This window comes from Rhizobium sp. R86522 (assembly GCF_042466255.1).
GTDB lineage: Bacteria > Pseudomonadota > Alphaproteobacteria > Rhizobiales > Rhizobiaceae > Allorhizobium.
This window is the reverse complement of record NZ_JAXHBX010000001.1, coordinates 1,622,043-1,642,532: the sequence shown is the minus strand read 5'-3', so window position 1 is coordinate 1,642,532 and position 20,490 is coordinate 1,622,043. Positions and strand designations below refer to the sequence as shown.

Annotated in this window: 19 protein-coding genes; 11 read left to right on the top strand and 8 right to left on the bottom strand. The window is 61.1% G+C overall.

The annotated features are described in order from the left end of the window. Positions 1-32 precede the first annotated feature (32 nt). The 6 genes from trkA (at position 33) to bchJ (ending at position 6,485) form a co-directional block, all read left to right on the top strand. A complete protein-coding gene (gene trkA, locus SJY08_RS07775; RefSeq protein WP_054148080.1) occupies positions 33-1,409 on the top strand; it encodes a Trk system potassium transporter TrkA in 1,377 nt (458 codons plus the stop codon). Between the two features lie 13 nt (positions 1,410-1,422). Beyond that, positions 1,423-2,286 (top strand): D-amino-acid transaminase, encoded by an 864-nt coding sequence (locus SJY08_RS07770; RefSeq protein ID WP_054148081.1) that lies wholly within the window; start codon positions 1,423-1,425, stop codon positions 2,284-2,286. Positions 2,287-2,398: 112 nt separating this feature from the next. Next, on the top strand, positions 2,399-2,650 hold the full coding sequence (gene hfq, locus SJY08_RS07765; protein WP_006728386.1) for an RNA chaperone Hfq: 252 nt from the start codon (positions 2,399-2,401) through the stop codon (positions 2,648-2,650). 67 nt (positions 2,651-2,717) lie between these two features. After that, entirely contained in the window at positions 2,718-4,052 is a 1,335-nt protein-coding gene (hflX, locus tag SJY08_RS07760; protein WP_054148082.1) for a GTPase HflX, read from the top strand. An 83-nt stretch (positions 4,053-4,135) separates the two neighbouring features. Further along, complete coding sequence (bchE, locus tag SJY08_RS07755; RefSeq protein ID WP_377275226.1) at positions 4,136-5,761, top strand: magnesium-protoporphyrin IX monomethyl ester anaerobic oxidative cyclase; 1,626 nt, start codon at positions 4,136-4,138, stop codon at positions 5,759-5,761. Beyond that, complete coding sequence (gene bchJ, locus SJY08_RS07750; RefSeq protein WP_153762169.1) at positions 5,748-6,485, top strand: bacteriochlorophyll 4-vinyl reductase; 738 nt, start codon at positions 5,748-5,750, stop codon at positions 6,483-6,485. Before bchE ends, bchJ begins: the two co-directional genes overlap by 14 nt. On the opposite strand, the gene SJY08_RS07745 is transcribed toward bchJ, so the two are convergent. From SJY08_RS07745 to SJY08_RS07735, 3 genes are read right to left on the bottom strand one after another with little or no spacing between them, the layout of a single operon-like run. Further along, positions 6,385-7,602, bottom strand: coding sequence for an FAD-dependent oxidoreductase (locus SJY08_RS07745; protein WP_377275225.1), 1,218 nt, complete (start codon positions 7,600-7,602; stop codon positions 6,385-6,387). The genes bchJ and SJY08_RS07745 overlap by 101 nt on opposite strands. 6 nt (positions 7,603-7,608) lie before the next feature. Continuing rightward, positions 7,609-8,442, bottom strand: a complete 834-nt coding sequence (mazG, locus tag SJY08_RS07740; protein ID WP_377275224.1) for a nucleoside triphosphate pyrophosphohydrolase — start codon at positions 8,440-8,442, stop codon at positions 7,609-7,611. A gap of 20 nt (positions 8,443-8,462) precedes the next feature. Further along, positions 8,463-9,050: a deaminase gene (locus SJY08_RS07735; protein WP_377275223.1), complete on the bottom strand. Its 588-nt coding sequence runs from the start codon at positions 9,048-9,050 to the stop codon at positions 8,463-8,465. Between the two features lie 268 nt (positions 9,051-9,318). On the opposite strand from SJY08_RS07735, the gene cysG reads away from it, so the two are divergent. The 5 genes from cysG to SJY08_RS07710 all read left to right on the top strand — a co-directional run bounded on the left by cysG (position 9,319) and on the right by SJY08_RS07710 (position 14,276). Further along, positions 9,319-10,761, top strand: coding sequence for a siroheme synthase CysG (cysG, locus tag SJY08_RS07730; RefSeq protein ID WP_300890151.1), 1,443 nt, complete (start codon positions 9,319-9,321; stop codon positions 10,759-10,761). 1 nt (position 10,762) lies between these two features. Further along, on the top strand, positions 10,763-11,077 hold the full coding sequence (locus tag SJY08_RS07725; protein ID WP_054148088.1) for a DUF2849 domain-containing protein: 315 nt from the start codon (positions 10,763-10,765) through the stop codon (positions 11,075-11,077). Between the two features lie 15 nt (positions 11,078-11,092). Next, positions 11,093-12,766, top strand: a complete 1,674-nt coding sequence (locus SJY08_RS07720; RefSeq protein WP_300890152.1) for a nitrite/sulfite reductase — start codon at positions 11,093-11,095, stop codon at positions 12,764-12,766. 13 nt (positions 12,767-12,779) lie between these two features. Then, a complete protein-coding gene (locus SJY08_RS07715; protein ID WP_300890153.1) occupies positions 12,780-13,292 on the top strand; it encodes a DUF934 domain-containing protein in 513 nt (170 codons plus the stop codon). Between the two features lie 171 nt (positions 13,293-13,463). Next, a complete protein-coding gene (locus SJY08_RS07710) occupies positions 13,464-14,276 on the top strand; it encodes a ferredoxin--NADP reductase (RefSeq protein ID WP_377275222.1) in 813 nt (270 codons plus the stop codon). Between the two features lie 48 nt (positions 14,277-14,324). Here SJY08_RS07710 and SJY08_RS07705 read toward each other — a convergent pair whose 3' ends face one another. From SJY08_RS07705 to SJY08_RS07685, 5 genes are all read right to left on the bottom strand, one after another. Then, entirely contained in the window at positions 14,325-15,101 is a 777-nt protein-coding gene (locus SJY08_RS07705) for a hypothetical protein (RefSeq protein WP_377275221.1), read from the bottom strand. A gap of 295 nt (positions 15,102-15,396) precedes the next feature. Then, the gene (gene bmt, locus SJY08_RS07700) at positions 15,397-16,416 is read right to left on the bottom strand and encodes a betaine--homocysteine S-methyltransferase (protein ID WP_377275220.1); all 1,020 of its coding nucleotides are present in this window, start codon (positions 16,414-16,416) and stop codon (positions 15,397-15,399) included. A gap of 124 nt (positions 16,417-16,540) precedes the next feature. Then, positions 16,541-17,593: a glycine betaine/L-proline ABC transporter ATP-binding protein gene (locus tag SJY08_RS07695; protein ID WP_054148092.1), complete on the bottom strand. Its 1,053-nt coding sequence runs from the start codon at positions 17,591-17,593 to the stop codon at positions 16,541-16,543. Further along, positions 17,586-18,500, bottom strand: coding sequence for a proline/glycine betaine ABC transporter permease (locus tag SJY08_RS07690; RefSeq protein WP_054148093.1), 915 nt, complete (start codon positions 18,498-18,500; stop codon positions 17,586-17,588). The genes SJY08_RS07695 and SJY08_RS07690 overlap by 8 nt, the downstream gene beginning before the upstream one ends. Positions 18,501-18,720: 220 nt before the next feature. Continuing rightward, the gene (locus SJY08_RS07685; protein ID WP_069041404.1) at positions 18,721-19,719 is read right to left on the bottom strand and encodes an ABC transporter substrate-binding protein; all 999 of its coding nucleotides are present in this window, start codon (positions 19,717-19,719) and stop codon (positions 18,721-18,723) included. Between the last annotated feature and the right edge of the window lie 771 nt (positions 19,720-20,490).

Genomic DNA, 20,490 nt, shown 5'->3' with positions numbered 1-20,490 from the left:
GGTAGACGCGAACCTGGGGCAGGAAGCTTGCCATGAAAGTCATCATCTGCGGCGCGGGCCAGGTCGGTTACGGTATCGCCGAACGCCTCTCCCAGGAGGGCAACGACGTCTCGGTGATCGACACCTCGGCATCGCTTGTCTCCCACATTACCGAGACCCTCGATGTCAGCGGTTATGTCGGGCACGGCGCCCATCCGGACGTGCTGGCGCGCGCCGGCGCAGACCAGGCCGAAATGCTGATCGCCGTCACGCTTTATGACGAGATCAACATGACGGCCTGTCAGGTCGCGCATTCGCTCTTCAACGTGCCGACCAAGATTGCCCGTATTCGCTCGCAAAACTACCTGCGTCCCGAATATTCGGACCTTTTCAGTCGCGACAATCTGCCGATCGACGTCACGATCTCGCCCGAGATCGAAGTCGGCAAGATGGTGTTGCGCCGGATTTCCTTCCCCGGCGCCACCGATATCGTCCGTTTCGCAGACGACCATATTGCGATGCTTGCCATCGAGTGCATGGAAGATTGCCCGGTGGTGGATACGCCGCTCAATCAGTTGAGCGAACTTTTCCCCGATCTGATGGCGACCGTCTGCGCAATCTGGCGTAACGGTCGGCTGCACGTCGTTCGCTCGCAGGACCACCTGCAGGTCGGCGACCTGGCCTATGTCATCTGCCAGCGGGACCACGCCCGTCGAACCCTTGGCCTTTTCGGTCATGAAGAACAGGAAGCCGCCCGTATCGTCATCGCCGGCGGCGGTAACATCGGTTACTACGTCGCCAAGTCTATCGAGCAGATGCAGCCGAAGACGCGTCTGAAGATCATCGAGAACGACCGCGAGCGCGCGCTGTCCGTATCGGATCAACTGCAGGACGGCATCGTGCTGCATGGCTCGGCGCTCGATCAGAACATCCTCCAGCAGGCCGACATCCAGGACGCCGACCTGATGGTGACACTGACCAACAATGATCAGACAAACATCCTGAGTGCCGCGATGGCCAAGCGCCTGGGCTGCAAGTCGGGTATGGCGCTGATCAACAGCCCGTCCTTCCATGATCTGGCGACGTCGATTGGCATTGATGCTCACATCAATCCGCGTGCCGTGACGATTTCGCGCGTACTCCAGCACGTGCGCAAAGGCCGTATCCGCGCCGTCTATGCGGTCCAGAAAGGCAAAGCCGAGGTCATCGAGGCTGAGGCGCTTGAGACCTCGCCTCTGGTTGGCAAACCTTTCCGTGAACTCGAGCTTCCGCCCGGCCTGCGCGTGGGCGCGATCCTGCGCGACAAGACGGTTATCCGCCCGAATGGTGAAACCAAGATCAAGGCCAAGGATCGCGTCGTGATGTTCGCCGCTGCCGACGCCGTGCGCCACGTCGAGCAACTCTTCCGCGTTTCCATCCAGTATTTCTGAAGGTCCCAACCCCATGCCACGCATCGCCTATGTCAATGGCCGTTACCTGCCTCATGCCGACGCGGCGGTGCATATCGAGGATCGCGGCTATCAATTCGCCGATGGCGTCTACGAGGTCTGCGAAATCCGCCATGGTGTGATCGTCGATCTCACCCGACATCTTGATCGCCTTGATCGTTCGTTGTCCGAACTCCAGATGAAGTCCCCGATGAGCCGCGCGGCCCTGACCCAGGTCATCCGTGAAGTGGCACGCCGCAATCGTGTGAAGAATGGTCTCTTCTATCTCCAGGTGACGCGCGGTGTGGCCCGGCGCGACCATGTCTATCCCTCAGCCGACACGCCGCCGAGCCTGGTGATCACAGCCAAGATCACCGATCCCTCTGTGATCGCGAAGAAGAATGAGACGGGTCTGAAGGCGATCACTCTGCCGGACAACCGTTGGGACCGCGTCGACATCAAGACAGTCGGCCTTTTGCCCAATGCCATGGCCCGTCAGGCGGCCAAGGAGAAGGGTGCGCAGGAAGCGATCTATGTCGATTCGCGCGGCATGGTGACGGAAGGGGCGGCGACCAATGTCTGGATCGTCGATAAGGATGGGGTGCTCGTCACCCGTCCCGCCGAACACGGCATCCTGCGCGGCATCACGCGCACAGGCCTGATGGACGTAACGGACAGGTTGGGGATCAACGTGCAGGAGCGAGAGTTTTCCCGCGAGGAAATGCTCAATGCGCGCGAGGTCTTCATCACCGCCGCCACCAGCATCTGTTTTCCGATCGTCGAAATCGACGGCCAGCCGATCGGAAACGGCCATCCCGGCGCCATGGCCGAGCGCATCCGTTCGACCTTTTTCGACGTTGCGGAGAAGACGGTGATTTGATACCACGTTTTTTCGGCGAAGGGACGAGGGGCATTTTCCCGACGCTGATCAGTTAACAAACAATAATCACACCGGTCGACAAAGGACCGGCAAGAAAGAAAGAAGCGGCGCCATGGCGGAACGTTCTCAGAACCTGCAGGATCTCTTCCTCAACACCGTACGAAAGCAGAAGATTTCGCTGACGATCTTCTTGATCAACGGCGTGAAGCTGACCGGTGTTGTGACATCCTTTGACAATTTCTGTGTTCTCCTGCGACGCGACGGCCATTCCCAGCTGGTCTACAAGCACGCCATCTCGACCATCATGCCCGGCCAGCCGATGACGATGTTCGAGAACGACGAAGCCTCTTCCGGACAGGACTGAGATCATCACAAGCCGAGATACAAAGAACGAATCGATCATCCCGGAGGACGAAAAGCGCCGGGATGACATGCGGGCGCTCGTGCTCGTGCCCGTCCTGAAGCAGGCGAAGGCGCAAGCACTGCCTGAAGGGGCCCCGCCGGCCCCGAGCCGGTCCAACGAAGCACGTCTCGAAGAGGCGATCGGCCTTGCCCGTGCCATCGACCTCACCATCGTTCAGGGTCTGATTGTTCAGGTCAACCAGCCGCGCCCGGCAACGCTGATGGGATCTGGCAAGATCGCCGAAGTGAAGGCACTGCTCGACGAGTTCGACGCGGGTCTCGTCATCGTCGATCATCCGCTCACCCCGGTTCAGCAACGCAATCTCGAAAAGGAATGGGGCGCCAAGGTCATCGACCGTACGGGCCTGATTCTTGAGATCTTCGGCCGCCGCGCCTCCACCAAGGAAGGCACGCTGCAGGTCGAGCTCGCCCATCTGAATTACCAGAAGGGCCGTCTGGTCCGTTCCTGGACCCACCTTGAACGCCAGCGCGGTGGTGCTGGCTTCATGGGTGGTCCGGGTGAAACCCAGATCGAAGCCGACCGCCGCCAGCTGCAGGACAAGATCATCAAGCTTGAGCGCGAGCTCGAACAGGTGGTCCGGACCCGCCAGCTGCACCGCGCCAAGCGCCGCAAGGTGCCGCATCCGATCGTGGCACTTGTCGGCTACACCAATGCCGGCAAGTCGACGCTGTTCAACCGCATCACCGGTGCGGGCGTGCTCGCCGAAGACATGCTTTTTGCCACGCTCGATCCGACGCTCCGCCGGATGAAGCTGCCGCATGGCCGCACCGTGATCATGTCTGATACCGTCGGCTTCATCTCCGACCTGCCGACCCACCTCGTCGCCGCCTTCCGCGCAACGCTCGAAGAAGTGCTGGAAGCCGATCTCGTCCTGCATGTCCGCGACATGTCGGACCCGGACAACGGTGCCCAGTCGGCGGATGTGCTGCGCATCCTCGACGACCTCGGCATCGACGAGAAGGAACGCGCCGAGCGCATCCTTGAAGTCTGGAACAAGATCGACCGCCTCGATCCCGAGAACCACGACGGCATCCTTCAAAAGGCGGCCGGCCGCGAAAACGTCCTGCCCGTCTCTGCCATCAGCGGGGAGGGCGTCGACACCCTTCTCGACGTGATCTCGCAGCGCCTCTCCGGCGTCCTGACCGAGGCGACGATCACCATTCCCGCCGACAAGCACGCGGTGATCTCCTGGCTTTATGAAAACGCCGTAGTCAGCGACCGGGAGGACCATGAAGACGGCTCCGTCAGCCTCGACGTGCGCCTGACCGACCGCCAGGCCCAGGAACTCGAACGCAAGCTCGGGGCCCAGAAGCCAACCGAAAAAGAAGATTGGGAGCGCTGAGCCCCCTCTCAACCCATTGATCCAGGTCAACTGATCGCCCGACAAGATGTGTCAATTTTTGTTTACACATTTGGGAGGTGGTCATGCGCGTCGTCTTCATTCATCCGAACTATCATTCCGGCGGCGCCGAGATTGCCGGCAACTGGCCACCCGCCTGGGTCGCCTATCTCGGCGGCGCGCTGAAGTCCGCAGGTTTCACCGACATCCACTTCCTCGATGCCATGACCAACGACATGACCGAGGATCGGCTGCGTGACGAATTGCGCCGCCTTCAGCCGGACTTGATCGGCTGCACCGCGATCACCCCGTCGATCTACATGGCCGAACGCTGTCTCGAAATCGCAAAAGAGGTCTGCCCCAAGGCGCTCCGGGTTCTCGGCGGCATCCATGCCACCTTCATGTACCAGCAGGTCTTGACCGAGGCGCCCTATATCGACGTCATCGTCCGTGGCGAGGGCGAGGAGATCATCGTCGAACTTGCCCGCGCCTTTGCCGCCGGCAACTGGAAGGAGGCGAGGGCGGGCATCAAGGGTCTCGCCTATGTCACCGACGACGGCAAGATCATCGCGACGCCAGCGGCTCCCACCGTCAAGAACTTCGATGCCGTCGAGCCGGATTGGACGCTGCTCGAATGGGAGAAATACATCTATGTGCCGCTCGGCGTGCGCGTCGCGATCCCCAACATGGCGCGCGGTTGCCCCTTCACCTGCTCGTTCTGCTCGCAGTGGAAGTTCTGGCGCGACTACCGCATCCGCTATCCGAAGAAGGTGGTCGACGAGATCGAAAAGCTGGTCAACGACCATCAGGTCGGCTTCTTCATCCTCGCCGACGAGGAGCCCACCATCAATCGCAAGAAGTTCATCGCCTTCTGCGAAGAGCTAATTTCCCGCGGCCTGCCGGACAAGGTGAAATGGGGCATCAACACCCGCGTTACCGATATCATCCGCGACGAGGAATATTTGGCCCTCTATCGCAGGGCCGGCCTCGTGCATGTCTCGCTCGGCACGGAAGCCGCCGCCCAGCTGAAGCTCGACCGCTTCAACAAGGAGACCAAGGTCGCTGAGAACAAGAAGGCGATCCGCCTCTTGCGTGAGGCCGACATCTTCACCGAGGCGCAGTTCATCGTCGGCCTCGAAAATGAGACGGCGGAGACGCTGGAAGAGACCTATCGCATGGCGCGCGACTGGAACCCGGATCTCGCCAACTGGGCGATGTATACGCCCTGGCCCTTCTCGCCGCTTTTCCAGGAACTCGGCGACAAGGTCGAGATCTTCGACTTCTCGAAATACAATTTCGTAACACCGATCATGAAGCCGGATGCCATGGACCGCGCAGAACTGCTCGACCGCGTCATGAACAACTACCGACGCTTCTACACGATCAAGGCGCTCTTTCATTACCCCTGGCGCGGCAAGGGCTTTCGGCGGCGCTATCTTCTCGGCTGTCTCAAGGCCTTCATGAAAGCCGGCTTCGAACGAAAATTCTACGATCTCGGCAAGCACAATTACTGGGGCCCGCAATCCAAAGATAAGGTCGATTTCGGCTTCGACATGACCCGCAAGATCGCACCGGCCCAGATCGACGATTGGCAGGCGGCCTCCGACAGAGCAAGCCAGCTGCGCGCACGCAAGGCTGGGGCGGCGGAAGAGGCGCGCACCCCGGTCTTGGCCTGCGGCGGAGGGCCGGAGAGCCACGATGCCCACGTCTGACAGCAGCTTGGCGCGACTGTACGACGACGATGTCGCAGATGATGTCCCAGAAGCCAGGCCGCCAGCCCGGATCGGGCCGAACAGCCTGATCCAGACGGGACAGGCGCTATCGGCGCTGTTTGGCGAAGAAACGGCCCGCCAGATCTTTGATCGCGCGGGCATCGGCCATCGTTACGCCGATCCACCCGGCACGATGCTGGATGAACGCGAGCCGCAGCGCCTCTTCGCCGTACTCTGCGACACCTTGTCGGATCAGGACGCCACCCGCGTCCTGGCGGAAGCGGGACACCGTACCGGCCACTATCTGCTGGCCCATCGCATCCCGAAACCGGCCCGCCGCCTGTTGCCGCACTTGCCGGCCGCCGTCTCGGCTCGCGTGCTTGTCCGTGCTATCTCGGCCCATGCCTGGACCTTTGCCGGGAGCGGCCGGTTCTCAGGTGAGGTCCGTGGCTGGCGCCAACCGGTCGTGCAGCTAGCAATCCAGGAAAACCCGCTTGCTACGCCCGGCTGCCCCTGGCATGGCGCCGTCTTCGAACGCCTCTTCGCCACCTTGACCGCAACCCAAGTCTCGGTCCTGCATCCTCGCTGCCAAGCCAAGGGCAATGACTGTTGCGAATGGACGATTACGAGTGCGACCGGGCCACTGCGGCGGGCCCGAATGTCTCGGAGAGCCGCAGCCGACCGACGGGGTCGAGAAGATCGCCCGTCACAAGCGTCGAGATGATGGATCGCACGCCCGGCAAGGTCGTCACTGGCGCGATCAGATGATCCCGCAAGGCAGGCAGGAGGCGGCTGTCCGATTGGTAGAAGGGCGTCAGCACCCGACTGAGGAACTGGTAGCTGCGCACATGCATCTGCCTTTGCCGCAGATGCCGTGTGATCGCCGCTTCGACGTCCTCTGCATCAACCAGTGCGGAGGTGAGCGATGCAGCGTCGAGCAGCGCCATGTTCGCGCCCTGGCCGAGCTGTGGGCTTGTCGCATGCCAGGCATCACCGATCCTCACGACATGCCGCCCGATCACCGGCGGGCGCGTCTGGTGGCGATAGCGGGCATGAACCGGCTCCGCGACGGCCGCGAGCGGAAGCGCAGCGGGCCAGAGCTTGGCCACCGCCTCCAGCCAAGCGTCGCGTCCAGCCTTGACCCATTCGGGATGGTCAGCCGTTCGCAGGCTCCAGAAGAAGGTCGCCATGGCGGGCGCCCCTTCGCGGGCGGTCCCGACCGGCAGTACACCTGCCATCAGCGAGGCACGGTCGTAGCGCTGTTCGAGCAGGTTCTCTTGGAATGGCCCGCCATCGGGGAAGGGCACCGTGGCCCAGAGTGCGCCATAACTGAGTTCGCTATCCGGGCGACTGCCGATCGGGGAATTGGCACCCATGGCATCGATCACAAGATCTGCCGGCAATGAACGCACACCGTCCTGAAAGACAAGGCGGGCACGTGGCCCCGGCTCAACGCCGCTGATCCGCGCCGATGCCTCGAAAGTCACGCCGGCCGCGCGCGCCGCCTCAAACAAGGTGTCGAACAGCGCCACCCGCTGGACAGCGATCCCGAACTCGCCCGACCGGTAGCGCACGTCGAGCACCGGCTTGCCGCCGTCTTTCAAGCGTCCGACCATCCGGTCGATGCGTCGCCCGCGTGCGGCGACTATATCGAGAAGCCCCATGGCCGCAAGAATCTGAGCCCCCGTCGGCTGCAGCACGAAACCGGAGCCAACTGGACGGGGCGCATCCATCTGGTCGTAAAGTGTCACGGAGGCGCCGAACCGGGCGAGCATGGTGCCGAGCGCCAATCCCCCGACGCCAGCACCTGCAATGGCAACATCAAGTCCCGTGAGCTTCATGCTGGTTCAACCAATTTGCCGCTGGATGCCTTTTGCCGCCTGCCAGAGCTCTTCCATCCGTTCGAGCGGAGTTGCTTCCAGCGTTCCGCCTGATGCATGAAGAGACGTTTCTATATAGCTGAAACGATTGCGGAACTTCGTATTCGTTCCGCGCAGCGCCTGTTCCGGTTCTGCCCCCACATGCCGACCGATGTTGACCAATGCGAAGATCAGGTCGCCGAGTTCGTCCTTGACCTTGTCCGGCTGGTTCCCGGCCAGCGCCTCGCGCAATTCGCCGATCTCCTCCTCGATCTTGTCGAGGATGGGGGCAGCTTCCGACCAGTCGAACCCGACCTTGGCGGCCCGTTCCTGTAGCTTCAGCGCTTCGGTGAGTGCCGGGAAGGAGCGCTGCACCGAGCCGAGATAGCCGGTGTCGGGATCGGCAGCCGAGCCACGGGCCGCGCGGCGTGCGAGCCGTTCCGCCTTCTCCTGTTGCTTGATCGTGTCCCACTGCGCCTTCACGGCTTCCGGCGTATCGGCATCCGAGCGGGCAAAGACATGCGGATGACGACGGATCATCTTGCGCGTGATGGATTCGACGACGTCGCCGAAACAGAAAAGGCCTTCCTCCTCGGCGATACGGGCGTGGAATGCCACCTGCAGCAAGAGATCGCCCAGCTCCTCGCAGAGATCATCCGGATCCTTGCGCTCGATGGCATCCGCCACCTCATAGGCCTCCTCGATCGTATAGGGCTTGATCGTCTCGAATGTCTGGACGATGTCCCAGGGGCAGCCCGTCTCGGGCTGGCGCAGCGCCGCCATGATCTCGAGCAGGCGGTTGATGTCGGTGGAGGCTTCCATTGTAATCCCGTATGGCTCGCTCAGTTGAGCGGAATGTCATTGTCGCCCTTGGACGACTGGTAGGTTTCCGACAACAGGTCATATTCCGCCTTGATGCGGCTCACCTGTTCAAAAAGGGCAGGGCGATCGGCATCGCTGGCGGAGGCCACCATTTCGATCATCGCATGGCTTAGCCAGAAGGCGTTCTGCCGCCGATAGCCACCGGGTTCGAGGCCGAAAACCTCCTTCAGGATCTTCAGATCATGCGGGATGGCAAAGGCGTCGCGGCTGTCTTCGTGGCTGAAGAAATAGTAGAAATTGTCGAAACCGGCCCAGGTGATCGCCGACATGCACATCGTGCAGGGTTCATGGGTCGAGAGAAAGATCAGGTCCTTGGTATCAGGACGCTCGCCCTGTTCGTAAAAGCGTTTGAGCGTATGCACCTCGCCGTGCCAGAGCGGGTTCTCGAGCTCATTGTTGGTCTCGGCGAGAACGAGAGACAGGTCCGTCTTCCTAAGGATCGCGGCGCCGAAAACCTTGTTGCCGGCTGCGACACCTTTGGCCGTCAGCGGCAGGATGTCATGTTCGATCACGTCGAGAAGGCGACGGGTGAGCTCCGGTGTGGTCAAGGTGATACGCTCCGCAATGTTGTGCAATGCGATCCTAGCGCTTGCCGAGCGCCAGCCGAAAGGGAAATGATGCGCTGAGTTCGGTTTTTCCCGCCATTTGCTAGAGGTCGACGGGATCGCGATGGAGTGTGTGCAAGCCGGTGCATTTTGCTCGCAAGGGCTGGGGGACTAGGACAGAAATACCGCAGAGTGGGGGCGAAGGGATTCCTGTTTCTTCAATTCTTAAGGCCAAAACGCGATGATGCGTTCGACGTTGAACGGATGATTCATGGTGCAGCAGGACAAACAGCTTTCGGTCTTTCCGGCCTTCTTCAAGGTCGAGAATGAGGTTACCGCCGTTTTCGGAAACGGCGACGAGGCCTATGCGAAGGCACGCCTGCTGAAAAACACCGAAGCCCGCATCATCGCCTATGCCGATGCCCCGGAAGATGACTACGCTGCCTTCCTCGCCCAGCACGGCATCGAACAGGTGGCTTTGCCCTTCGAGCCCTCGCAGGTTGACGGTGCGCGCCTGGTGTTTGCTGCAACGGGTGAGGGTGCTCTCGACCGCGAGATCGTGGCCGCCGCCCGCGCTGCCCGCATTCCCGCCAATGCCGTCGACCAGCCCGACTACTGCGATTTCTATACGCCCGCGCTCGTCAACCGCGCACCAATTGCGGTCGCCATCGGCACCGAAGGCGTAGGCCCGGTTCTCGCGCAAATGATACGTGCCGACATCGACCGTCTCCTGCCGCGTTCGCTTGGCAAGCTCGGTCGCCTCGCCAATTCCTATCGGCGCGCCGTCGATCGCCTCGTGCCGCGCGGTGCGCCGCGCCGGCTGTTCTGGCGCGATTTCTTCAAGGGCAAGGTCGCCGACCACGTCGAATCCGACGAGATCAGCCTCGCCCGCCGTGAGGCGACACGTATTCTGAAGGGTGTCGCTGCCGACCGCGTCGAGGGCCGCGTGTTTCTCGTCGGTGCAGGCCCGGGTGCCGAAGATCTGCTGACGCTCCGCGCCCATCGCCTGATGATGGAATGCGACGTGATCGTCTACGATGCGCTGGTGCCGCGCGAAGTGGTCGACATGGGTCGCCGCGACGCTGAGCGCATTCCCGTAGGCAAGCGTAAGGGCTGTCATTCGAAGTCGCAGAGCGAAATCAACGCGCTGCTGGTCGAACTCGGCCATGCCGGCAAGCGTGTCGTCCGCCTGAAGTCCGGCGATCCGCTGGTCTTCGGTCGTGCCGGAGAAGAGATGGCAGCACTTCGCGACGCCGGCATCGCCTACGAGATCGTGCCGGGCGTTACCTCGGCACTCGCTGCCGCCGCTGATTTCGAACTGCCGCTGACGCTGCGTGGCGTGTCCTCGTCGCTGGTTTTCACGACCGGCCATGATCTTCAGGGCAATGTGCTGCCGGATTGGGCGCGTCTCGCGCTGTCCGGCGCGACCGTTGCCGTCTATATGGGTCGCACAGTGGCGGCCTCGGTCGCCGAACGGCTGATGGCAGGCGGGCTCGCTGAGGACACGACGGTCGCCGTCGTCGAAAATGCTGGACGCCGCGACAGCCGCCTGCTGCATGGTACATTGAAGGAATTGCCAGGCCTGGAGGCTCGCACCGAGCTCACGGGTCCGGTCATGGTCATCATCGGCGACGCCGTCGCCGGTGCCGATTTCAGCCGCTCCGAACCTTTGGGCGCGCGCGTGACGGCTGAACTGGAAACGCAGAGGAATTGACATGGTAGACAAGGTTCTGACCGCAAACCGCCTGACCGACGGCATCGCCGTCTGGCTCGACGCAAATGGCCAGTGGACCGAGCGTCTGCAGGAAGCGTTCATTGCCCGCCATGCCGAGGCTGTCGAAGCGCTGGAAACCGCCGGCAAGCAGGCCTTTGCCAGCAATCTCGTTGTCGATGTGAACGTCATCGAGATCGAGGAGAAAGACGGCAAGCTGCGCCCCTTGCGCCTGCGGGAACGCATCCGGGCGGAAGGCCCGACCATTGCTTATGCCGAGGGTCACGGTTATGCCGACCCGGCATTCATCGCGGCTTGAGGCCTGAGGTAAGACATGTATCGTTATGACGAATTCGACCACGCTTTTGTGTCGGCCCGCGTAGAACAGTTCCGCGACCAGGTGGCTCGCCGCCTGTCGGGTGAGCTTGCCGAAGACGCATTCAAGCCGCTGCGCCTGATGAACGGCGTCTATCTCCAGCTGCATGCCTATATGCTGCGCGTCGCCATTCCCTATGGCACGCTGAATTCCAGGCAGATGCGCATGCTGGCGCATATCGCCCGCAAGTACGACCGCGGCTATGGTCACTTCACCACCCGCCAGAACATCCAGTACAACTGGCCGAAGCTCTCGGACACGCCGGCCATTCTGGAGGATCTCGCAAGCGTCGAGATGCACGCCATCCAGACGTCCGGCAATTGCATTCGCAATGTGACCGCCGACCATTTCGCTGGTGCTGCCGCCGACGAAGTCGCCGACCCGCGCCCCTATGCCGAGATCCTGCGCCAGTGGTCCTCGCTGCATCCGGAATTCTCCTTCCTGCCGCGCAAGTTCAAGATCGCCGTGACGGGTGCCGAAAAGGACCGTGCCGCGATCCAGGTGCATGACATCGGCCTGCATCTGAAGAAGAACGAAGCCGGCGAACTCGGCTTTGCCGTCTATGTTGGCGGTGGCCAGGGCCGCACGCCGCTGATCGCCAAGAAGATCCGCGACTTCCTGCCGGAGGCCGATCTTCTGACCTACATCACCGCGATCGTGCGCGTGTATAACCTGCATGGCCGCCGCGACAACAAGTACAAGGCGCGCATCAAGATCCTGGTCCACGAGACGGGCGTCGAGGAACTGACGCGTCAGGTTGATGCCGAATTCGACCAGATCCGTGACGGCGAATTGAAGCTGCCGGAAGGCGATATCCGCGCCATCGAAACCTATTTCGCCCCGCCGGCGCTGACAGACCGTCCGGACGGCTGGGAAGCACTCGCCCGCGCCCAGAAGGCGGATCCGGCCTTTGCCGCCTGGGTCAAGCAGAACGTTCAGGCGCATCGCCATCCCGATTATGGCATGGTCACGATCTCGTTGAAGCCGATTGGCGGAACGCCGGGTGATGCCTCCGACTCACAGATGGATCTGGTCGCCGACCTCGCCGAGCGTTACGCCTTCGATGAGATCCGCGTCAGCCACGAGCAGAACCTGATCCTGCCGCATGTCGCCAGAGGTGATCTCTATCCGCTCTACGAGGCACTCGAAAAGGCAGGCCTCGCCACGGCCAACTCCAACCTGATCACTGACATGATCGCCTGTCCCGGCTTGGACTATTGCGCGCTGGCCAATGCACGTTCCATTCCGGTCGCGCAGGAAATCTCGACCCGCTTCGGCTCGCTGGAGCGACAGCAGGAAATCGGTGAACTGAAGATCAAGATCTCAGGCTGCATCAATGCCTGCGGCCACCACCATGTCGGCCATATCGGCCTGCTCGGTGTCGAGAAAAAGGGAGCCGAACTCTACCAGATCACGCTTGGCGGCTCCGGCGACGAGAACTCCTCGATCGGCGAGATCATCGGTCGCGGCTTCGAGCCGGAAAAGGTGACGGACGCCGTCGAGACGATCGTCGATACCTATCTCGGCCTGCGCCTCGATCCGAAGGAAACCTTCCTCGAAGCATATCGCCGTGTCGGTCCGAAGCCGTTCAAGGACGCGCTCTATGGCGCTGCCCCAGTTGAAGCCGCGTGAGACGGAACGAGACATGACCAAGATCTGGAAAGAAACCGGTTTCGTTGTTGGCGATAGCTGGGTGACCGAAACGGAAGAGCGCAAGGCAGGCGAGGGGGAGAAGGCCATTCTATCGCTGGAAGCCTTCGTCGAAGCCGTTGGCGAAACCAACGACGTCGGCCTCGGCGTGCTGATCGCACCGGCGGACGACGTGACGAAGCTCGAGCCGTATCTAGACCGCATCGCGCTGATCGCCGTCGCCTTCCCGGCCTTCAACGACGGTCGAGGCTTCAGCCATGCAACGCTGCTCCGCGAACGTCTGGGTTATACCGGCGAGTTGCGTGCCGTCGGTGATGTGCTGATTGACCAGGTGCCGCTGATGCTGCGCACCGGCTTCGACAGCTTCGCCGTCACCAATCCGGTCGCCCAGCGCCGTCTGGCCGAAAACTGTCTCACGGGCGTTGCCCAGCGTTACCAGCCGACGGCTCGGGATTCCGAGGAAGTTGGCGGCTTCAGCTGGCGTCGCCTCGGCTCCACCGGCGCCTGAGACATCAATAAATCGCAATGTGAGGGCGGCGAATTGACGTCGGTCAAGGATGCCGCCTTCGCTTTCCTGGATATCTCGGCTGCGAAATCTGCATGCCGGCTTAATTGTGGAATGGGACGGTCTGGATTATAGGCTTGATCCCAATCGACTGAACGATAGGACCGACAGCCTATGAATGCTCCTGTGAAGACCGACAATGCCGAACTGATCGTGCCCGAGGGCGTCTATGCCGAAACGGTTCTGAGCGTTACCCATTACACCGACCATCTCTTCCGCTTCCGCATGACAAGGCCGGCCGGCTTCCGCTTCCGCTCCGGCGAGTTTGCGATGATCGGCCTGATGGTCGAGGGCAAGCCGATCTACCGCGCCTATTCGATCGCAAGCCCGGCGTGGGACGAGGAACTCGAATTCTTCTCGATCAAGGTGCCGAACGGTCCGCTGACCCAGCACCTGCAGCGCATCCAGCCGGGTGACAAGGTGCTGATGCGCAAGAAGCCGACCGGAACGCTGGTTCTCGACGCGCTCACCCCCGGCAAGCGCCTCTACATGTTTTCGACCGGCACCGGCATCGCACCCTTCGCGAGCCTGATCCGCGATCCCGAGACCTATGAGAAGTTTGAGGAAGTGATCCTCACCCATACCTGCCGCGACGTCGCCGAACTGAAATACGGCTTCGACCTCATCGAGGAAATCAAGAACCACGAATTCCTGGCAGAGGTGGTCGGCGACAAGCTGAAGCACTACGCAACGGTCACCCGCGAAGATTATCCCTTCAAGGGCCGCATCACCGACCTGATCGAGAACGGCAAGATGTTTACCGATCTCGGCGTCCCGGCACTCGATCCGGCCATCGATCGCGGCATGATCTGCGGTTCGACTGCCATGCTGAAGGACACCAAGGAACTCCTGGAAAAGGCGGGTCTCACCGAAGGTGCCAACAACAAGCCGGCGGAATTCGTCATCGAACGCGCCTTCGTTGGCTGATTGAAAACGCAGTTCCGACAGGATGCCCGGCCATTGCGCCGGGCGTTTTCATTTTTGCAGGTTAACAGTCGATCTTTGGCCGTTCGCCAGTTCAAGTTTGACTGTGCCGTCGCCGGCCGTGATCATTCGTTGGATGGGCGAGGGCACCTGCCATTCCGTCTCGATTTTGGCGCGTCCTTGGCGAAAGGAAACTGCGACCAACCGCGTCCTGTCCAGCGAGGGCAGAACGATCTCCATGCTGCCGTCGCCGTCCAGGTCTGCAACATGCGAGAGGTCCAGATCCCGACTACCATTGATGTGGTTTGTCACACCGTCAATGCCGCCCAGATTGACCAGCCCTTTGCCCTCGATGCGATAGAAGCGCAGCGATCCGCTCAGATGGGGCGTGACAACTGCGGCGATGAGCGGCTCGCCTGAGCCGCTGAAGTCGGCAATGCCGACGGGATTGAGCCAGCGGTTCCTCTGGCCGATAGGCTCACTTTCCGCCATCAACTCGATCTCGTCTCCCTTGATTGTGTATAGGGCAAGGGACGCGCCCTGTGCCAGATCGGCCCGAATGATCAAGGCTTCCGGACTGCCATCGCCATCCACATCGGTCAGCCGAACACGCCGATCTTCATAGACCTGATCCGCCTGTAGCCGATAGGAGAGAGGCGATCCGTCTCGCTCGATGACGAAGCCTTCCGCCTCAATGGCGTCCCCCAGAGCCGCATGGCGATAGATATCTGTCGGACCAACCAGCCATGCGGAATAGCTGCCAAAGCGGGTTATCTCACCATCCGGCAGTCTGCTCATATCTTGGGCGGAAACGAAGCCTGCAGTCATGCTGACTGCGAGCCAAGTCAAAAGGCCTGATTTTCGCACAGTGATGTCTCCTTGATGCAAAGCCGAAGCCTTGAGGACCCGTCCAATAGCCGGACTGTGTCGAAGGGCGCTCGAAGTTACATCTCACGTTTAGGTGACGCGCGGGATGGCGATCTCGAATGTCTGTTTGGCTGCCTCGGCGCCATCAGCCAACTCTTCGTCATCTGCGGCTTCGTCGGCCGATCCCCTCGGCTTACCGTGGAAACAGAAAGGGCGCCCTGTGGCGCCCTTTTCCATTTGCATTCGTTTGGCTGTCTCAGTTGCCGCGACGGCGGGGGCGACGACTGCTTTCCTGCGCGCCGCTCTCGTCTGCAGTCTTGTTGCGCAGCGGCCCGATGCGATCGACGATGACGTCGAGCGTCGGGCGGGGCCCGGGCGTATAGTCGTCGAGCGCCTTGCGCATGGCGGCTAGATGATCGCAGGACGTCCCGCAGCAGCCACCGATGATCTTCGCGCCGGCATCGCGGGCGAGGCGTGCATAATCCGCCATCAGCGGCGGCGTGCCCGAATAGAAGATCTCGGTTCCCTTGAATTCCGGGATGCCGCAATTGCCCTTGACGATGACAGTCGCCTCCGGATTGGCCCCGGTCATGTCGAGCAGGCTCTGCAGGATGTCGGACGCGCCGACGCCACAATTGGCACCAACCGCCAGCGGACCGGTCCCGATGTCGGGCGCAACACCATGAATGTCCTTCGGGTGAAGACCCATCATCGTCTTGCCGGCCGTGTCGAACGATCCGGTAAAGGTATATGGCATGCCGACCTTGACGGCGGCCTCGGCAGCCGCGCGGATTTCGTCCGCCGAGGACATGGTCTCGATCCAGGCAACATCGGCACCGCCCGCTTTCAGGCCTTCCATCTGCTCGACAAAGGCAGCAACAGCTTCCTCGTAAGACATCGCACCGAGTGGGATCAGCAACTCGCCGGTCGGGCCGACAGAGCCGGCGACGATCACCTTGCGCGGTGCCTTGTCGGCAACCGAACGAGCGATCTCTGCGGCCTTCTTGTTCAGTTCATGAACGCGGTCCTGGGCATGGTGCAGCTTCAGGCGATGGCGCGTGCCGCCGAAGGAATTGGTCAGGATGATGTCGGCGCCGGCATCGACGAAATCCTGATGCAGCTTGACGATCTTTTCCGGCTGCGCCTCGTTCCAGAGTTCCGGCGCCTCACCGGCCTCGAGGCCCTGAGCGAAGAGGTTGGTGCCGGTCGCGCCGTCGGCGAGCAACACGCCCTTTTCGGCCAGAAGTTCGGAGAGCGGATTGGAAGCGGTTACCATGGCGGATCCTCTAATGGTCATGCCAATCATATAAAGAAGTCTTTATATGGTTTCAATCTCGAAAAACAGAGCGGCCCCGCGAGAGACGGGGCCGTATTGTAGAAGACATCGACTAGTATCGTCGTTATTCGGCGGCGATCTGGTTGTCTTCGTGACTCTTCGGCGTGACCATGGCGGCAATGATCTGCTGCAGATCGACGCGTCCGATTGGCGTGCCGCCGTCGTTGGTGACCACTGCGCTCGATTGCCGCGCATCCGTCATGGTGCGGGCTGCAGCCTCCAAGACCGTTGCGCCCGGCATCGCGAGACCTTCGGCAGTCCCGGTCAGAGGCCCCATGATCGTGTCGAGACGGATGACACGGCCGCGGTTCACTTCCTTGACGAAGGCCGAGATGTAGTCGTCGGCCGGCTGCAACACGATGTCCTGGCCGGAACCCTGCTGAATGACCTCGCCATCCCTCAGGATCGCGATCTTGTCACCGAGACGCAGCGCCTCGTCGAGATCGTGGGTGATGAAGACGACAGTCTTTTTCAATTCCTGCTGCAGATCGAGCAGAACCGTCTGCATATCGACGCGGATGAGCGGATCGAGAGCCGAATAGGCTTCGTCCATCAGCAGAATGTCAGCATCGTTGGAGAGCGCCCGGGCAAGCCCCACACGCTGCTGCATGCCACCCGAGAGTTGGTTCGGATAATGCCCCTCGAAGCCCGAGAGCCCGACGCGGTCGATCCAGCGGCGACCGATCTCCTCGCTCTTTGAGCGTGGAATGCCCTGGATGTCGAGACCATAGACGGTGTTTTCGAGCACGGTGCGGTGTGGCAGCAGTGCGAATTTCTGGAACACCATCGCCGTCTTGTGGCGGCGAAACTCTCTAAGCTCCAGCGGGTTCATCTGACAGACGTCGACGCCGTCATAGAGAACTTCGCCCGACGTCGGCTCGATCAGCCGGTTGATGTGGCGGATCAGTGTCGACTTGCCGGAGCCCGACAGGCCCATGACGACGGTGATGCCGCCGCCGGGCATCTCGATGTTGATATCCTTGAGGCCAAGCACATGTCCGTGGGTCTCATTAAGCTCCGACTTCGACATGCCGGCCTTCACCTGGTCGATGAAGGCACCGCCATTGGGGCCGAAGATCTTGTAGAGATTGCGGATTTCGATGTCGTGACTAGCCATGGACCACCTCCGTGTGGCGCTGAAGGCGCTTGCCGTAAGCCTGGCTGGCGCGGTCGAAGATGATGGCGATGGCAACGAGCGCAAAACCGTTGAGGAACCCGATCGTCAGGAACTGGTTGGAGATCGCCTGCAGCACGTTCTTGCCGAGCCCGCCGACACCAATCATCGAGGCGACGACGACCATGGCGAGCGACATCATGATGGTCTGGTTGATGCCGGCCATGACGGTCGGCAGCGCGAGCGGGATCTGCACGTTCATCAGTTTCTGCCGCGGTGAGGACCCGAAAGCATCTGCCGCTTCCAGCACTTCGCGATCGACCAGTCGGATGCCGAGATTGGTCAGGCGGATCATCGGCGGAACGGCATAGATGACAACGGCGATGACGCCCGGAACCTTGCCGATGCCGAAGACCATGACGACCGGAATGAGGTAGACGAAACTCGGCATCGTCTGCATGACGTCAAGGATCGGATTGATGATGGATTGGGCTCTGTCTGATCGCGCCATAAGGATCCCCAGCGGGATGCCGATGATAATGGCGAGCAGAGTGGACACGGTGACGATGGCCAATGTGATCATCGTATCTTCCCAGAGACCGACGAAGCCGATGAACAGCATGCCGATGATCGTCAAACCTACGATCCGCATGTTGCGGCTGGCGTAATACACAATCAGGACCATGACCGCCAGAAAGATGAACCAGGGCGTGCTGACGAACAGCGCTTCAAGCCAGTTCAGGAAGAGCTGTAGTGGATGGGTCACCGCGTCAATGACATTGCCATAGGCACGCACGAAGCCCTTGAAACTGTCGTCGATACTTTTTCGCGCGACGCGCATGACGGTATCGTCGATTTCTGGAAACCTGCACAGCACTTCGGGCAGGTAGTTACATAAAGTCGAAGCCATCTCGTTCCCCTTGTCGACCCTCGCACTTTATGACGTGTGAAACGCTGCGATGGGCCCCTGACGGCGATGCCATATTCCCGAGTGAGAGGCTAATTGAGTTCCGGAAGGGAATTCATGCCGTCTGCGACGTCGGGAGTCGTTGAATGGCGTGATGCGGCATGCCGCTTCGCAGAAAGCGCGGCGGGCACCAGGGCCCGCCGCAGTTAGTCGTCGATCTTGCTTACAGAGACGCCTTGACCTTTTCGGCGACTTCAGGGGCAACCCAGGTCGTCCACATGTCCGGATAGGTTTCGAGGAAGTGCTTGGCGCCGTCTTCGTTGGTGCCCTGGTTTTCTTCCATCCAGGCGAGAACCTTGCCGACGGTCGCGTTGTCCCATTTGCGGGTCTTCACGTAATCCATGGCAACGCCTGCCTTTTCGGCAAAGCCCTTGGTGACGACGGTGTAGACGTCGGAAACCGGATAGGCATTTACCTTCGGATCAGCGCAGTCTGGAACGGCGGTGCACGCATCCCAGGAGGCCTTGTCATGTTCAACGCCGAAGGAGAGCTTCACCATCTCGTACTTGCCGAGAATTGCGGTCGGAGCCCAGTAATAACCGAGCCAGCCCTTCTTGTTTTCGAAAGCGTTGGCGATCGAGCCGTCAAGGCCGGCAGCCGAGCCGGTATCAACCAGCTCGAAACCCTTCTCCTTGGCGCCGAGTGCACGATAGAGATTGGCGGTCGAGACCTGGCAGTTCCAACCCGAGGGGCAGTTGGTCACTGCAGCCTTGGTTGCATCTTCCGGCGCCGGGAAAAGCTCCGGACGGGCAAGCGCATCTTCGACAGTCTTGATGTCCGGATTGGCGTCGGCGATGAACTTCGGAATCCACCAGCCTTCCACGCCGCCATCCGACAGCAACGGAGCGGCCTGGATCAGACGACCTTCGGCAATGGCTTCGTCAAGCGCGGTACGCACGGCATTGACCCAGAATTCCGGAGCCATGTCCGGCTGGCCTTTTTCATTCATGGAGGCGAACGTCGGCATCGTGTCGCCGGTGACGACCGTCACCGAGCAGCCATAGCCGCTTTCCAGGATGATCTTGTCGACATAGGCGGCGACACCGGCCGACGCCCAGTTCATTTCGGCAATCGAAACATCACCGCATTCGGCAGCCTGGGCAGAGCCGGCAACTGCGTAGAGACCCGCGGCGAGAATGGTGGAAGCAATCAGCTTCTTCATGGAGTTAAGACCTCCCAGTCTTATCTTGCAGCGTTCATCGGGAAGGGCAGGGGCGGCTACTGCGGACCGCGCTGCCAATTTTGTCTTCATGCGCATGAGCGCCCGGACGCGTCTGGCCGGTGCGTCATCCAGTGGACCAGGCCTTGTCTTAAGGGGCGTTGTTGCCCGTCGACCTCGTGTCACGACACTAAGCCTACGTCTTTGGTTTCGAAAATCAACCTCTCGCGACCCCTGTGATCAGCGGCGGCAGCGGCGCCAAGCTATTGTTGCGACTGATTTTGCCGCATTTCGGCCTCGGCGCGAGGTCAATGCGCCCAACGGACGAGCAGTTGTGTCGGGCGGAACAGAAGCGTGGTTTGGCTGCAATCCAACGTGAGACCTAACCTGTCCCAACTGCGTCAATATGACAGGCGCGAAGGCGCGCGCGTGCAGGCACAAAAAAAATTGAAAAAATGTCGCCCGCGGCGGCGGGCTAACGATCCGGTAACATCTACAGCGGTAGATGAGAGGGCCGACGCGTTACTGTCGGTTGCGCCCCGGATCGAGTATTGCGTCCCGGGGCGTTTTGTTTTTCAGGCTCGACCGATAGTCAGAGTGACTTCGCAAGAGGTGCAGTCACCGATCGGCCGCCTGCTGAGAATCAACCCTTGCGAAACGAGATCGGATTGCGCACTTCCCAGCGTGCGATGGTCTTGTGCTGCGGCGCACGGCCGTTCCAGGCGATAGCCAGGCTATTGCGGTTCTGCAGGATGTAGAGCATGGGTGTTTCCT